Origin of the sequence: Bradyrhizobium sp. LA6.1 (genome assembly GCF_040547805.1) — a bacterium.
In the GTDB taxonomy this organism is placed as follows: domain Bacteria; phylum Pseudomonadota; class Alphaproteobacteria; order Rhizobiales; family Xanthobacteraceae; genus Bradyrhizobium; species Bradyrhizobium barranii.
On record NZ_JBEPQK010000007.1, the window covers coordinates 246,748 to 261,440 of the forward strand.

The following is a 14,693-nucleotide window of genomic DNA, read 5'->3' on the forward strand; positions in this document are numbered from 1 at the left end:
GCCGGGACCCGGCAAGCTCGCAAATTCGACCAAGCAGCATAGGCCCCGGCTCAGCAACGCGTCATTTCATGCCGCGTTGCGTCCGGGGCACGAGAGCGGTGTAAAGCGAACAGCGGGGACTATCTCCCCTCCACCCATATCCATTTGAATCCGCCTCCCTATATTGGCGCCTGATTCCCGAATCAGGCAGCCCATGCGCGTTTTCAGCGTTCCCATCTCAGTTCCGTTCCTGCGCACGGTCGTCTCGAGCCTGCTCGACGGCCGGCTGGTCGACGGATTCGAGGCGCGCAAGGAACCGGTGCGGCTTGCGGATGCCACGCTGTACCTGCCGACAAGGCGCGCCATGCGCGTCGTGCGCGAGATCTTTCTCGAGGAGATGAAGGCAGATGCAGTGGTGCTGCCGCGCATCGTCGCGCTCGGCGACATCGACGAGGACGAACTCGCTTTCGCCGACGAGGGCGAGCAGTTCTCCGGCGGAGCGCCGCTCGACATTCCGCCGCGGCTTGGCGAGCTGGAACGGCGGCTGACGCTGGCGCAGCTTGTCGCCGCCTGGGCCAAGGGCCCGGTGCTGTCCCCGCTGGTGGTCGGCGGCCCCGCCTCGACACTCGCGCTGGCCGGCGACCTCGTACGCCTGATCGACGACATGGTGACGCGCGGCGTCGACTGGAGCGCGCTCGACGGCCTGGTGCCGGATATGCTCGACCGCTACTGGCAGCACTCGCTCGAATTCCTGCGCATCGCGCGCATTGCCTGGCCCGGTCATCTCGCGGAGATCAACCGGATCGAGCCCGCGGCGCGGCGCGACCTCCTGATCGCGGCGGAAGCCAGGCGGTTGACCGCGCATCCCCATGGTCCGGTGATCGCCGCCGGCTCGACCGGCTCGATGCCGGCCACCGCAAAATTCCTGCATGCGGTCGCATCGCTGCCGCATGGTGCCGTGGTGCTGCCCGGCCTCGACACCGACCTCGACGACGACGCCTGGCGCACCATCGGTGGCGTACGCGACTCGCTCGGCAAGTTCGCAGAGCACCCGGCGTCGAACCATCCGCAATATGCCATGCACGCGCTGCTGGATCGCTTCGGCATCAAGCGCGGCGATGTCGAGCTGCTTCAACCGGCAGCGGACGGCGGCCGCGATCTGCTCGCCTCCGAATCGATGCGGCCATCTGCCAAGACGGAAGTCTGGCACGACCGGCTGAAGCAACCGGATGTCGCAGCGAAGATCGCCGGCGGCATGTCAAACCTCGCGGTGGTCGAGGCGCCCAATCCCGAAATGGAGGCCCTCGCGATCGCCATTGCGATGCGCGAGGCGCGCCATCTCGACAAATCGGCGGCGCTGGTGACGCCGGACCGCGCGCTGGCGCGGCGGGTGATGGCCGCGCTGACGCGATGGGATCTCGCATTCGACGATTCCGGCGGCGACGTGCTGATGGAAACATCCGCCGGTGTCTTTGCGCGCCTCGCGGCCGAGGCTGCGACCAAGGGATTGGAGCCGCCGACGCTGCTGGCGATGCTGAAGCATCCGCTGTGCCGGCTTGGCCGGCTGCCTGGCGCATGGAAGGCGGCAATCGAGGGCCTCGAGCTTGCAGTCCTGCGCGGCACGCGGCCGCCTGCGGGCACCGCGGGCCTGCTGCGCGAATTCAATCGTTTCCGCGAGGAGCTGGCAAAGCTGTGGCGCAAGGAGGTCTCTGCGCTCCACCACGCGGAGCCACGTGCGCGTCTGAAGGCAGAGGACCTCGATCGCATCCAGGCGCTGATCGATGCCCTGCGACAAGCGTTGGCGCCGATCGAGAGTCTCGCGTCATCGAAACCGTACGACTTCGCCGAGCTCGCGCACCGGCATCGCGAGATCATGATCGAACTGTCGCGCGACGAGCAGGGCATCCCGCTCGCTTTCGAGGAGCGCGAGGGCCTGGCGCTCGCAGCCGCCTTCGACGACCTCCTGCGCGGCGGCACCACCAGCGGGTTGATGGTGACGCTGTCTGACTATGCCGACGTTTTCCAGACCGCGTTCAGCGACCGGGCCGTGCGGCGGCGGGACAGACCCGGCGCGCGGCTGCAGATCTACGGCCCGCTGGAATCGCGCCTGATGCAGGCCGACCGGATCATCATCGGCGGCTTGATCGAAGGCGTCTGGCCGCCGGCGCCGCGCATCGATCCCTGGCTCAGCCGGCCGATGCGGCACGAGCTTGGCCTCGATCTGCCGGAGCGCCGTATCGGCCTCTCCGCACACGATTTCGCGCAACTGCTCGGCGGCGGCGAGGTGATCCTGACCCATTCCGCGAAGGCCGGCGGCGCACCAGCGGTCGCCTCGCGCTTCCTGCACCGGTTAGAGGCGGTCGCGGGCGGCGAGTTCTGGAAGACGGCCATCCGCGCGGGCGAAAAATACGTGCAGTTTGCGGGCGCGCTGGACCAGCCCGACGAGGTCAGGCCGGTCAAGCAGCCCGAGCCGCGGCCGCCGCGCGCGACGCGGCCGCTCAAGATGTCGGTCACCGCGATCGAGGACTGGCTGCGTGATCCCTACACGATCTACGCAAAGCACATTTTGCGGCTCGACGCGCTCGACCCCGTCGACATGCCTCTGTCGGCCGCCGACCGCGGCTCGGCGATTCACGATGCGCTCGGCGAGTTCACGGAAAGCTACGCCGCGCGCCTGCCCGACGATCCCGCCCGCGTGCTGCACGCGATCGGTAAGAAGTATTTTGAGCCGCTGATGGAGCGCCCCGAAGCGCGCGCACTGTGGTGGCCGCGTTTCCAGCGCATCGCGCGCTGGTTTGGCGAATGGGAGACGGCGCGTCGCGACGTGATCGAGGTCATCACGGCAGAAACGCGCGGCGAGATCTCGATCCGGCTCGACAACGACCGCAGCTTCCAGCTTTCCGCCCGTGCCGACCGCATCGAGCGGCGCCAGGGCGGCAGCTATGCCATCCTCGACTACAAGACCGGGCAGCCGCCGACGGGCAAGCAGGTCCGCATGGGCCTGTCGCCGCAGCTCACTCTCGAAGCGGCAATCCTGCGCGAGGGCGGGTTCCCTGACATCGACGCGGGTTCGTCCGTCAGCCAGCTCGTCTATGTGCGCCTGAGCGGCAACAATCCACCCGGCGAAGAGCGCATCCTCGAGCTCAAGTATAGGCAAGGCGACGAGCCGCAGCCGCCGGACACGGCCGCCGACGAAGCACGGGCCAAGCTGGAGGCGCTGATCCGTGCCTTCGAGGACGAGAACCAGGCGTACACCTCGCTGAACCTGCCGATGTGGACCAACCGCTACGGCACTTATGACGACCTCGCCCGGATCAAGGAATGGTCCGCGGCCGGCGGCCTGGGGATCGAGGAATGGTGAAGCTGCCGCGTCCCATTCCCGACGAAGTGCGTGCGCGGCAGGCGCGCGCGTCCGATCCGACTGCGTCGGCCTTCGTGTCGGCCAATGCCGGCTCGGGCAAGACCCATGTGCTGGTGCAGCGGGTGATCCGCTTGCTGCTGTCGGGCGTGCCGCCGGAAAAGATCCTCTGCATCACCTTCACCAAGGCCGCCGCCGCCAACATGGCCGAACGCGTGTTCACGACGCTCGGCCATTGGGTGACGCTGGACGACAACGCGCTCGACGCGGCGATTAAGGCGGTCGGCATCCCACGTCCCGATCGAAAACTGCGCCGCGAAGCGCGAAAGCTGTTCGCCTGCGCGCTGGAGACGCCGGGCGGGCTGAAGGTGCAGACCATCCACGCGTTGTGCACCCGCCTGCTCCAGCAGTTTCCGTTCGAGGCCAACGTACCGGCGCGCTTTGCCGTGATCGACGAGCGCGACCAGACCGACATGATGGAGCGCGCCAATCTGAAGGTGCTGCTCGAGGCCGCGCGCGATCCGGAGACCGTCACCGGCCGCGCGCTGCTCACCGCGATGGCGAGTGCGGCCGACGTCACCTTCAAGGAGGTCGTGCGCGAGGCCTGTCTCAGCCGCGATCATTTCATGGCCTGGACCGACGAGGCCGGCAACGCCGGGGCAGCTGCTGAGCAGATGGCGGCGGTGCTGGGCGTGGAGGCGAGCGATCGGATCGAGGACGTCGAGACGGAAATTCTCGACGGTCCCTTCCTGCCGCGGTCGCGCTGGGACGACATTGCCTTCGCGCTGGAAGACGGCACCTCTTCCGACAAGAGCCAGGCCGCTCGTTTCCGCGAGGCCAAGGTGTTTTCCGGCGCGGCACAGGTCGATGCCTATCTCGGCGTCTTCCTCACCGACGAAAAACTGCCGCGCAAGGCGGTGCTGACCAAGAAGTTTGGCGATCACAACCCATCCGTCGCCCGGCTGTTCGAGAACGAGGTGCAGCGCCTCAGCGGATTGATCGAGAAGCGCCGCGCGGTGACCATGCGCGACCGCACCGCGGCCCTGCTGCACATCGCGACCGCGGCCGCCGCAAACTACCGCCGTGAGAAGCAGGAGCGCGGGCTGCTCGACTACGACGACCTCATCGACAAGACGCTGGCGATGTTCGACCGCGTTTCCTCGGGGTGGGTGCATTACAAGCTCGATCGCGGCGTCGACCACGTGCTGATCGACGAGGCCCAGGATACGAGCCCGCGGCAGTGGGACATCGTCGCGCATATCATTTCGGAGTTCACCGCCGGCGAAGGCGCACGCGAGGGGCTGAACCGCACCGTCTTTGCCGTCGGCGACGAGAAGCAGTCGATCTTCTCCTTTCAGGGCGCCCAGCCCCGAGAATTCGACGCACGCCGGCGCGAGCTGCACCGCAAGTTCACCGCCGCCGGGCTGAAATTCGATCCGGTCGCCTTCACCTATTCGTTCCGCTCAGGCGCGGCGATCCTGCACTCGGTCGACCACGTCTTCCGCGAACCCCAGATCTACAAGAGCATCCATTCGGTCGAGATCGGCCATCCCCTGCACAATGCGCTCGCCGATGCGGGCCCGAGCGTGATCGAGCTGTGGGATCTCGCCGAGCCCGATGACAGGCAGGAGATCGAGGGCTGGCGCGCACCGTTCGATGGCGTCGCCGCCACCAGCCCGGAGGTGAAGCTCGCCCGCCGCATCCAGACCGAGATCAAGCAACTGGTCGAGAGCGGCACGCTGACCGGGCATGAAGGCGAGCGCCGCCCCCTGCGCTATGGCGACATGCTGATCCTGGTGCGCCGGCGCGGCAATGCGTTCGACGCCGTGATCCAGGCGCTGAAGCACGCCAATGTTCCAGTCGCCGGCGCCGACCGGCTGAAGCTGACCGAGCACATCGCGATCATCGACCTGATGAATCTTGCGGACGCGCTGCTGCTGCCGCAGGACGATCTCGCGCTCGCGGTTGCGCTGAAGAGCCCTCTGTTCGGGCTCGATGACGACGACCTGTTTCAGCTCGCCTGGGGCCGCAAGGGGTCGCTGCGCCGCGCGCTTGCCGAACATGCCGCCACAAGCGAGACGTTCGCCACGGCACTGCGGCGGCTTGAAGCCTGCGAGGCGCGGTCGCGCGAGGAGACTCCGTTCGCGTTCTACGCCTGGCTGCTCGGCGGCGACGGCGGACGCGCGCGCATCCTGCGCCGGCTCGGGCATGAGGCCAACGACGCGCTCGACGAGTTCCTGGAGCTGGCGCTGAATTACGAGCGCAAGGCACCGGCCTCGCTGCAGGGTTTCATGGCCTGGCTGCGCTCGGCCGACACCGAGGTGAAGCGCGACATGGAGATCTCGCGCGACGAGGTGCGGGTCATGACCGTGCACGGCGCCAAGGGCCTGGAAGCCTCCGTCGTGTTCATGGTCGACACGACATCATCGCCCGCGGATTCGCAGCGGGTCCGGCTGATCCACGTGCCGCGCGGCAATGGCGGCGAAGTCGTGGTCTGGGCCGGGCGCAAGGCCGACGATCCCAAGCCCGTCGCCGACGCACGCAAGGCCATGATCGAGGAGACCGAGGACGAGTATCGCCGCCTGCTCTATGTCGCGATGACGCGCGCGGCCGATCGGCTGATCGTCGGCGGCTGCATGCCCGGTAACATGAAGACGGTCCGCAAGCTGAGCTGGTATGACCTCATCGACACCGGGCTCACCGGCTCGGGCCTGGACAAGCAGACGATCGAGACGCCGCTCGGCAAGGTGACCCGATTCGCCCGGCCGGAGGATGTCGGGGCGCTCGGCACGCCTGCGATGTCGGTGGACCAATCGATCGCATTGCCGGACTGGCTGCGGACGCCGTTACCGCACGAGAGCGTCGATGACGATCCAGTGCGCCCCTCCGGCCAGTCGGCCGAGGACGGCCGAAGCGTGCGGCCAGGCGAATCGGTGCAGTCGCGCGCGGTGGCGCTGCAGCGCGGCACGCTGGTGCACCGGCTGCTGCAATCCCTCCCCGACATCGCCCCCGAGCGCCGGCGCGAGGCCGCGCTTGGCTTCATGGCGCGCAACGCGCCCGACTGGACGGAGGCCGACCGGACCGCGCTGGCCGACAAGGTTCTCGCCCTGATCGCCGAACCGCGCTTTGCCCCGGTGTTTACCGCCGGCAGCCGTGCCGAGGTCTCGATCGTCGGCCGAGTGGACCGGCCGGGGCGGCCGCCAGCGCTGGTGTCGGGGCAGATTGACCGGCTGGTCGTCCGTCCGGACGAGGTTCTGATCGTCGATTTCAAGACCAACCAGGCGGCGCCCAAAAGCGCCGCGGAGGCGCCCGCCGCCTATGTCCGGCAGCTCGCGCTGTACCGGGCGGTGCTGGCCCGGCTTTATCCCCAAAAGCCGATCCGGGCCGTCCTGCTCTGGACCGAGGCCCTTGAATATATGGAGATTTCAGCCCCCGCGCTGGACGCGGCGCTGGCATCCCTTCATGTCGGCGTGAGCGTCCTTGACCCGGCAAGGAGCCGTTCATAGGTTGACGCCATGATCCCGGGCGCGATTCCACGTCGCGCCGATTCTCTTTCAACCGTACGAGGTGCTCCAATGGCCGTTGGCAAGGTTTCCGATACCGATTTCGAAGCCGAAGTGCTCAAGGCGAACGGCCCTGTGGTCGTCGATTTCTGGGCCGAATGGTGCGGCCCCTGCCGCATGATCGCACCCGCCCTCGACGAGATCGCCGGCGCGATGGGCGACAAGGTCAAGATCGTCAAGCTCAACGTCGACGAGAGCCCGAAGACCGCGTCCAAGTATGGCGTGATGTCGATCCCGACGCTGATGATCTTCAAGGGCGGCGAGATGGCCTCCCGTCAGGTCGGCGCCGCGCCGAAGGCGAAGCTTCAGCAGTGGATCACCTCCGCGGTCTGATCCGCTTCGCGCGAAACTGAGAATTCTTCAACGGCCGGCAACCCGCCGGCCGTTTTGTTTTTGCTCGACGGCAATCACGCAGATTTCGTTTCGGCGAGTTTGGCGAGACTGGCGAGAACATCGGGAAAGTCCGACGCGACAGCCGGACCGATCTCGGACGCTTGCGGCCCTCGCGCGTCGACGGCGTAAACGATCCGCGTGCGCCCTGCCCCAAGGGCTTCGATGCGATGGGCGACCTTGATGACGAGATCGCCGACTCGCGTTTCGTCGATGAAGCACGCGTTCTCGCGGACCTCGATCAGCTGCGAGCGCAGTGCCTCCTCGCCGGGAGGCTTCATCGTGAACCAGGTCCCGGCTATAAATGGCCCGTCAATGTCGATCTGCTCGATACCCGCGTTCCAGGTTTTCCAACCGGGCACATCACGGAAGATGCTCCAGATCGCCTCCGGGGCTGCCGATGTCTCGACCGCGTATTCGCCCCGCCAGACATTGTCGTCATTCATCGCACGCTGCCCTCTTTAATATGTATGCTCACAATACGAGCGCTTATTCAGGAGTCGAGGCAACCAGGACGAAGCGCCTCTATCCGATCCACCCCGTCGCCAATGCATTCGCCAGCTCCGGCTGATTGCTGCGGCGCGCGAGTGCAGCCATCGCCTCGTGGTCATATGCGACGTGCCGGAACGTCACCTGCCATGCACTCCCGGCAAGCTCGAGGATCGCATAGCGCGCGTGCGGCGTGCCGGCTTCGACGACATGCGGGAATGGATGCACGTCGCGATAGCCGGGGCTACCGACGCTGCCGGGATTGACGATCAGCCGGCCGTCGCGCAGCCGCACCGCGCGGGCGAGATGGGTGTGGGCGCAGAGGATCAGCGATTGCGTGACGCCTTGCGCGAACTGCTCGATGCGGTCGAGCGGCGATAGCGCCACCGTGCCGTCGGGATGCACGGTATCGAGCCAATAGACCTCGTCGTCATCGGGCGTCGCATGGCAGAGGAAAACCTGCTCACGAAACACCCGCGTCATCGGCTGCGCGCGCAACCAGTCGAGCTGGGCGGCATTGAGCGCTTCGTAGGCAGGACGGTCCCACGATCCCATCTTTTCCGGCGGGCGGTCGAGCAGGTAGCGGTCGTGATTGCCGAGCACGTTCACCGCGTCGAGCTGCATCAGGATCTCGATGGTCCGGCCGGCATCGAGCGGGCCGCTCAGCATGTCGCCGAGATTGACGATGTCGGCGATGCCCTGCGCGCGGATGTCGGCAAGCACCGCCTCCAGCGCGAGATGGTTTCCGTGGACGTCGGCAATCGCGGCAAAACGCATTGGCATTCTCATCACTCTCGTGCCCCGGACGCAGCGCAGCGCTTCCCTCGCGATGCGAAGCATCGTCGAGTGCGGTGCGCTGCAGAGCCGGGGCCCATGTGGCCTCTGGGTCTCGGCTCTGCGCAGCAACGCTTACGCGTTGCAGCGCGTCCGGGACAAGAGACTATGCAGGAGGCGTGCCGTTGATGCCCAGCACGTGGCCGGCAAGATAAAGCGAGCCGGTGATCAGGATGCGCGGTGGCACCTCGTAGGCGAGCTTCGCCAAGCCGCGCAGCGCGGCTTCGATGCCGGGCGCGGTCTCGACGCGCATGCCGAGGCTGCGCGCGGCATCCGCGAGGCGATCGACCGGCATCGCATTTTCGGTGTCGGGGATCGGCACCGCGATGATGTGACGGGTCAGGCCAGCGAAATTGGCGAGAAAACCTTGCGCGTCCTTGTTGGCCATCATGCCCGCGATCACGACCAGCGGACGCGAGACCCGCTCTTCGAGATCGCCGAGCGCAGCCGCCGCGACGCGCCCGCCTTCGGCGTTGTGGCCACCGTCGAGCCAGATCTCCGAGCCCTGCGGTCCGAGCGCAAGCAGCTCGCCCGAGGTGATGCGCTGCATCCGCGCCGGCCATTCAGCGCCGACGATGCCCGCCTCGAAGGCCGCCTGGTTGACCTTGAACGCCGGAATCGCGCGCAGCGTCGCGATCGCAAGGCCGGCATTCTCGAACTGGTGGCGGCCGAACAGGCGCGGCGCCGCCAGATCCATGAGGCCGCGATCGTCGGAATAGACCAGGCGTCCATGCTCGACATTGACGTGCCAGCTCTCGTTCGCGGCGAACAGCGGCGCGCGCAAGCGCCCGGCCTGCGCCTCGATCACGGCCATCGCCTCGCCCGTCTGCTCGGCGCAAATCACGGGCACGCCGCGCTTGATGATCGCGGCCTTCTCACCCGCGATGGAGGTCAGCGTATCACCAAGGAAATCCATGTGGTCCATGCTGATGGGCGTAATCACGCAGGCTGCCGGTGTGTCGACCACATTGGTCGAATCGAGCCGGCCGCCGAGGCCGACCTCGAGCAGCACCACATCGGCCGGGTTCTGCGCGAACAGATGGAAGGCAGCCGCGGTCTTCAGCTCGAACACGGTCGCGGCTTCGCCGGCATTGACCCGCTCGACCTCTTCCAGCGCCGCGCGCAACTCGTCGTCGCCGACGAGCACCCCGCCGCCGACGCGGCCCAGACGAAAACATTCGTTGATGCGGACGAGATAGGGCGAGGTGTAGGCATGGACACGCAGACCGGCGGCCTCCAGCGTCGCGCGCAGATAAGCGAGCGTCGAGCCCTTGCCGTTGGTGCCGGCAATGTGGATCACCGGCGGCAGCTTGCGTTCGGGGTGGTCGAGCCGCTCGAGCAGGCGGTGCATCCGCTCCAGCCCGAGATCGATGCGCTTCTGATGCAGGGCCGACAGCCGCCCGATCAATTCACCGAGCGGCGGCTTTGCGCTGTCAGAGGATGCGTTCACGCGTGCGGCGCGGCCGGCGCCGTCTCGGCGGCCGAGACGATCTGCGCCGGACTGACGACCGGCTGCACCGATTTCGATGCGCCTTCCTGCGCCGGCGCCCTCGTCAGCAGGCGGCACAGCCGCGCCAGGGTCGGGCGCAGTTCGTGACGATGCACGACCATGTCGACCATGCCGTGATCCTTCAGATATTCGGCACGCTGGAAGCCTTCCGGCAATTTCTCGCGGATGGTCTGCTCGATCACGCGCGCGCCGGCGAAGCCGATCAGCGCGCCGGGCTCGGCGATCTGCACGTCACCCAGCATCGCATAGGACGCGGTGACGCCGCCGGTGGTCGGGTTGGTCAGCACGACGATGTAGGGCTGTTTTGCTTCGCGCAGCATCTGCACCGCGACCGTGGTGCGCGGCATCTGCATCAGCGACAGGATGCCTTCCTGCATGCGCGCGCCGCCGGACGCGGCGAACACGATGAACGGCGACTTCTTCTCGACGGCGAGCTCCAGCCCACGCACGATCGCTTCGCCCGCGGCCATGCCGAGCGAGCCGCCCATGAAATCGAAATCCTGCACGGCGACGACGACGGCGGCGCCTTCGAGCTTGCCGTAGCCGACCTTGATCGCGTCGTTCAGATTGGTGCGCGCGCGGGCATCCTTGATGCGGTCGACGTACTTTTTCTCGTCACGGAACTTGAGCGGATCGGGCGTGACGTCGGGCAGCGCGACATCGTACCAGGTCTCGTTGTCGAAGATCGACTTCAGACGCGCCACTGCGCCCATGCGCATGTGGTAGTTCGAGCCGGGGATGACGAACTGGTTGGCCTCGACGTCCTTGTAGAACACGAGCTGCCCGGAATCCGGGCACTTGATCCACAGATTCTCCGGCGTCTCCCGCCGCAGCATGTTGCGGATCTTCGGCCGGACCACATTGGTAAGCCAGTTCATGGTTTGCTCCGATGTGCGGGCCCCGCGGAAGGGCCGCCTGAAGGATATATGGCGGCCGCGCCTCTGCCCGGCAAGCCGCCGTGTTCGCCCGCCCCCAAAGCGGAATTATGGCCTATTCGGCCGCAGCTTTCGCGCCCTTGACACCCTGAGCCAGGGCCGCCGTCAGCTCGGCCACGGCGTTAACGGTTTTGGCGGTCGCGCGACCCTCGGCATCGAGGCTGTTCTTGAGTGCATCGACCAGTGCCGTGCCGACCACCGAACCATCGGCCTTCTCGGCAATGGCGCGCGCCGCCTCCGGCGTGCGGATGCCAAAACCAACGCAGATCGGCAGCTTGGTATGCCGCTTGATGCGCGCGACAGCTTCACCGACGGCATTCGCGTCCGCCGCCGCGGCACCGGTGATGCCGGCGATAGAGACGTAGTAGACAAAGCCTGATGTGTTCGCGAGCACCGCGGGCAGGCGCTTGTCGTCGGTGGTCGGGGTCGCGAGGCGAATGAAGTTCAGGCCCGCCTTCAGCGCGGGAATGCAGAGCTCGTCGTCTTCCTCCGGCGGTAAATCGACGATGATCAGGCCGTCGACGCCGGCCGTCTTGGCATCAACCAAAAACTTGTCGACGCCGTAAATGTAGATCGGATTGTAGTAGCCCATCAGCACCAGCGGCGTGACGTTGTCGTCCTTGCGGAAGTCGCGCACCAGTTCCAGCGTCTTCTTCAAGGTCATGCCGTTCTTGAGCGCGCGCAGACCTGCCGCCTGAATCGAAGGACCATCGGCCATCGGATCGGTGAAGGGAATGCCGAGTTCGATGACGTCGGCGCCTGCCTTGGGCAGCGCCTTGACGATATCGAGCGACGTCGAGAGATCGGGATCGCCGGCCATCACATAGGTGACGAAGGCCGAGCGGCCCGCTTTCTTCAGCTCGGCGAAACGGGTGTCGATACGCGTGGTCACTTGCTCTTGCCCCTCAGGATGTCGCCGACCTGCGGGACGTCCTTGTCGCCGCGGCCGGAGAGATTGACGACCATCAGGTGATCTCTCGGCCGCTTCGGCGCGAGCTCCATCACCTTGGCGATGGCATGCGCGGGCTCGAGCGCGGGGATGATGCCTTCCAGCCGCGACAGCAATTGGAATGCTGCGAGCGCCTCGTCATCGGTCGCGGAGAGATAGTTGACGCGGCCGATCTCGTGCAGCCAGGAATGCTCGGGACCGATGCCGGGATAGTCGAGGCCGGCGGAGATCGAATGCGCGTCCTGGATCTGGCCGTCCGCATCCATCAAGAGATAGGTGCGGTTGCCGTGCAGCACGCCAGGACGGCCGCCCGCGATCGAGGCCGCATGCAGTTGCGTGAGCCCATGGCCGGCGGCTTCGACGCCAAAAATTTCGACGGAGGGATCGTCGAGGAACGGATGAAACAGGCCCATCGCATTCGAGCCACCGCCGATGCAGGCGACCAGCGAATCCGGCAGGCGTCCCTCGACCTCCTGCATCTGCGTCTTGGTCTCGTTGCCGATGATCGACTGGAAGTCGCGCACCAGCGTCGGATAGGGATGCGGGCCCGCCACCGTGCCGATGCAATAGAACGTGTTGTGCACGTTGGTGACCCAGTCGCGCAGCGCCTCGTTCATGGCGTCCTTCAGCGTGCGCGTGCCCGACTGCACCGGGACCACCGTTGCGCCCAGCATCTCCATGCGGATGACGTTGGGTTGCTGCCGCTCGACGTCGACGGCGCCCATATAGACCACGCATTCGAGGCCGAAGCGCGCGCACAGCGTCGCGGTGGCAACGCCATGCTGCCCGGCGCCGGTCTCGGCGATGATGCGCTTCTTGCCCATGCGCCGCGCCAGCATGATCTGGCCGAGCACGTTGTTGACCTTGTGCGAACCGGTGTGGTTGAGCTCTTCGCGCTTCAGGTAAATCTTGGCGCCGCCGAGATGCTCGGTGAGGCGCTCGGCGAAATAGAGCGGCGAAGGTCGGCCGACATAGTTCTTGAGATAGCCGTTCATCTCGGCCTGGAAGGCCGGATCGGCCTTGGCCGCGGTGTAGGCCTTCTCCAGATCCAGGATCAGCGGCATCAGGGTTTCGGCGACGAAGCGGCCGCCGAAAATGCCGAAGTGCCCGCGCTCGTCGGGACCGCTGCGGTAGGAATTTGGTTTGGCGATGTTCATCGAACGCTCAACTCTTGACTTGCATCTTGGGTGGCGCGCGCGGCGCGAATGAAGGCCTTGATCATCTCGGGATCCTTGACGCCGGAGGCGCTCTCGACACCGGAGGAGACGTCGACGCCGCCGGCGCGCGTGACCCGAAGAGCCTCGGCGACGTTGTGGGCATCAAGTCCGCCCGAGACCATATACGGCAGCTTGAGTTCCAGGTTTTCGAGCAGATGCCAATCGAAGGCCGCGCCGAGGCCGCCGGGACGTGTCGCGTCCTTTGGCGCCCGCGCGTCGAACAGGATGCGATCGGCAACCTCTGCGTAGCCAGGCAGCACGGCGAGATCGGCGGCGGTTGCGACCGGCACCGCTTTCATCACCGGACGGCCGAACCGCTGCTTGATGTCGCGCAGGCGCGCGACGCTCTCCTTGCCGTGGAGCTGAAGGATATCCGGCGACAGCGCGTCCATGATGTTGTCGAGCGTGGCGTCATCGGCATCGACCGTGAGCGCGACCTTGAGCGCGCGCCGCTTCACCTGGCGGCCGAGGTCGCGGCCAAGCTCCAGAGAGACGTGCCGCGGCGACGGTGGAAAGAACACGAACCCCACCATGTCGGCGCCGGCGTCGAGCGCTGTTTCGAGCGTCTCGCGCGTGGACAGGCCGCAGATCTTGACGAGCAGGGACATGGTCTCGAAGCAGGTGAAGGCCGCGGGTCTGCGGCCGGAAAACCGGGTTTTCGGTTGCGGCCGCTTCTACAACGTCGCGCGCTGCTTGTCTCGCCCGATGGGCCCGTAAAGGCCAACCCCGGAGGGAACGGGGAGGCGCTGGGGCTGGGGCTTCGCTGCGGCCGCCTGAGCCCGCAGATCGGCCAATTCGGTCCTGGCAGCCCGTGCCTCCGCATCATTCCGGCGCGCCGCGCGGCGCCAGCGCCGCTGGCCGAACCAGACAGCACAGCCGCCCGCGAGGACCCCGAGGGCCGCCACCAGGATGAGGAGCAGGAACAGCGGCAACGTCACCGAGAATGACGGGTCGTTCGTAATGAAGGGGTCGAATGAGACCGTAACGAAATGCCGGTTGGCGACGGCAAAGGTCACCAGGATCAGGCCCAACGGAATCACGATCAGCGCGGTCAGGAACTTTCGCATCTCGCTTCGCTCGCCTTGAATCAAGCTTCCGGCCGCATCGCTCGCGACCGCGGAAAACCCTGACGCCGGTCTCAGTCTGGCGCGCCTGGATCCGGATGGTCGCGGTTCAGCCGTTCGCGCATTTCCTTGCCGGTCTTGAAGAACGGAACGCTCTTCTGATCGACGGGTACATGGGCGCCGGTGCGCGGATTGCGCCCTGCGCGCGCAGGGCGATGCTTGACCGAGAAGGCACCGAAGCCGCGCAACTCGACGCGATCACCGCGCGCGAGAGCCGCTACGATCTCTTCGAGAATCGCATTCACAATGTTCTCGACATCCCGCTGGTACAGATGCGGGTTGTGCTCGGCGATACGCTGAACAAGTTCGGATTTGATCATCGAGAGATAGGACCCGGAAGCGTGC

At 66.5% G+C, this 14,693-nt stretch carries 12 protein-coding genes; 3 read left to right on the forward strand and 9 right to left on the reverse strand.

Translation table 11 applies throughout. From position 1 onward, the window contains the following. Nucleotides 1-193 precede the first annotated feature (193 nt). The 3 genes from addB (at nucleotide 194) to trxA (ending at nucleotide 7,233) form a co-directional block, all read left to right on the forward strand. Nucleotides 194-3,340 (forward strand): double-strand break repair protein AddB, encoded by a 3,147-nt coding sequence (gene addB, locus ABIB99_RS20270; RefSeq protein ID WP_354177279.1) that lies wholly within the window; start codon nucleotides 194-196, stop codon nucleotides 3,338-3,340. Next, nucleotides 3,334-6,843 carry a double-strand break repair helicase AddA gene (addA, locus tag ABIB99_RS20275; protein ID WP_354177280.1) on the forward strand — a complete coding sequence of 1,170 codons (3,510 nt, stop codon included), beginning with the start codon at nucleotides 3,334-3,336 and terminating at the stop codon, nucleotides 6,841-6,843. The genes addB and addA overlap by 7 nt, the downstream gene beginning before the upstream one ends. A gap of 69 nt (nucleotides 6,844-6,912) precedes the next feature. Next, on the forward strand, nucleotides 6,913-7,233 hold the full coding sequence (trxA, locus tag ABIB99_RS20280) for a thioredoxin (protein WP_007598398.1): 321 nt from the start codon (nucleotides 6,913-6,915) through the stop codon (nucleotides 7,231-7,233). Nucleotides 7,234-7,307: 74 nt separating this feature from the next. On the opposite strand, the gene ABIB99_RS20285 is transcribed toward trxA, so the two are convergent. From ABIB99_RS20285 to ABIB99_RS20325, 9 genes are all read right to left on the reverse strand, one after another. After that, the gene (locus ABIB99_RS20285) at nucleotides 7,308-7,736 is read right to left on the reverse strand and encodes an SRPBCC family protein (protein WP_354177281.1); all 429 of its coding nucleotides are present in this window, start codon (nucleotides 7,734-7,736) and stop codon (nucleotides 7,308-7,310) included. Nucleotides 7,737-7,815: 79 nt separating this feature from the next. Further along, nucleotides 7,816-8,556, reverse strand: coding sequence for a metallophosphoesterase family protein (locus ABIB99_RS20290; RefSeq protein WP_354177283.1), 741 nt, complete (start codon nucleotides 8,554-8,556; stop codon nucleotides 7,816-7,818). Nucleotides 8,557-8,719: 163 nt separating this feature from the next. Beyond that, the gene (locus ABIB99_RS20295; protein WP_354177285.1) at nucleotides 8,720-10,063 is read right to left on the reverse strand and encodes a bifunctional folylpolyglutamate synthase/dihydrofolate synthase; all 1,344 of its coding nucleotides are present in this window, start codon (nucleotides 10,061-10,063) and stop codon (nucleotides 8,720-8,722) included. Then, nucleotides 10,060-11,001, reverse strand: a complete 942-nt coding sequence (gene accD, locus ABIB99_RS20300) for an acetyl-CoA carboxylase, carboxyltransferase subunit beta (RefSeq protein ID WP_063980168.1) — start codon at nucleotides 10,999-11,001, stop codon at nucleotides 10,060-10,062. Before accD ends, ABIB99_RS20295 begins: the two co-directional genes overlap by 4 nt. Before the next feature lie 112 nt (nucleotides 11,002-11,113). After that, complete coding sequence (gene trpA, locus ABIB99_RS20305; protein ID WP_354177287.1) at nucleotides 11,114-11,950, reverse strand: tryptophan synthase subunit alpha; 837 nt, start codon at nucleotides 11,948-11,950, stop codon at nucleotides 11,114-11,116. After that, complete coding sequence (gene trpB, locus ABIB99_RS20310; protein WP_028149800.1) at nucleotides 11,947-13,164, reverse strand: tryptophan synthase subunit beta; 1,218 nt, start codon at nucleotides 13,162-13,164, stop codon at nucleotides 11,947-11,949. Before trpB ends, trpA begins: the two co-directional genes overlap by 4 nt. Further along, complete coding sequence (locus ABIB99_RS20315; protein WP_135214039.1) at nucleotides 13,161-13,832, reverse strand: phosphoribosylanthranilate isomerase; 672 nt, start codon at nucleotides 13,830-13,832, stop codon at nucleotides 13,161-13,163. Before ABIB99_RS20315 ends, trpB begins: the two co-directional genes overlap by 4 nt. A 66-nt stretch (nucleotides 13,833-13,898) precedes the next feature. Continuing rightward, the gene (locus ABIB99_RS20320) at nucleotides 13,899-14,291 is read right to left on the reverse strand and encodes a lipopolysaccharide assembly protein LapA domain-containing protein (protein WP_071917042.1); all 393 of its coding nucleotides are present in this window, start codon (nucleotides 14,289-14,291) and stop codon (nucleotides 13,899-13,901) included. Nucleotides 14,292-14,362: 71 nt separating this feature from the next. Beyond that, a complete protein-coding gene (locus ABIB99_RS20325; protein ID WP_007598410.1) occupies nucleotides 14,363-14,668 on the reverse strand; it encodes an integration host factor subunit beta in 306 nt (101 codons plus the stop codon). Between the last annotated feature and the right edge of the window lie 25 nt (nucleotides 14,669-14,693).

Excerpts from the sequence above, each read along its gene's own strand:
- addB (WP_354177279.1), top strand. The coding sequence starts at position 194 with ATGCGCGTTTTCAGCGTTCCCATCTCAGTTCCGTTCCTGCGCACGGTC.
- addA (WP_354177280.1), top strand. The coding sequence starts at position 3,334 with ATGGTGAAGCTGCCGCGTCCCATTCCCGACGAAGTGCGTGCGCGGCAG.
- trxA (WP_007598398.1), top strand. The coding sequence starts at position 6,913 with ATGGCCGTTGGCAAGGTTTCCGATACCGATTTCGAAGCCGAAGTGCTC.
- ABIB99_RS20285 (WP_354177281.1), bottom strand. The coding sequence starts at position 7,736 with ATGAATGACGACAATGTCTGGCGGGGCGAATACGCGGTCGAGACATCG.
- ABIB99_RS20290 (WP_354177283.1), bottom strand. The coding sequence starts at position 8,556 with ATGCGTTTTGCCGCGATTGCCGACGTCCACGGAAACCATCTCGCGCTG.
- accD (WP_063980168.1), bottom strand. The coding sequence starts at position 11,001 with ATGAACTGGCTTACCAATGTGGTCCGGCCGAAGATCCGCAACATGCTG.
- trpB (WP_028149800.1), bottom strand. The coding sequence starts at position 13,164 with ATGAACATCGCCAAACCAAATTCCTACCGCAGCGGTCCCGACGAGCGC.
- ABIB99_RS20315 (WP_135214039.1), bottom strand. The coding sequence starts at position 13,832 with ATGTCCCTGCTCGTCAAGATCTGCGGCCTGTCCACGCGCGAGACGCTC.
- ABIB99_RS20320 (WP_071917042.1), bottom strand. The coding sequence starts at position 14,291 with ATGCGAAAGTTCCTGACCGCGCTGATCGTGATTCCGTTGGGCCTGATC.
- ABIB99_RS20325 (WP_007598410.1), bottom strand. The coding sequence starts at position 14,668 with ATGATCAAATCCGAACTTGTTCAGCGTATCGCCGAGCACAACCCGCAT.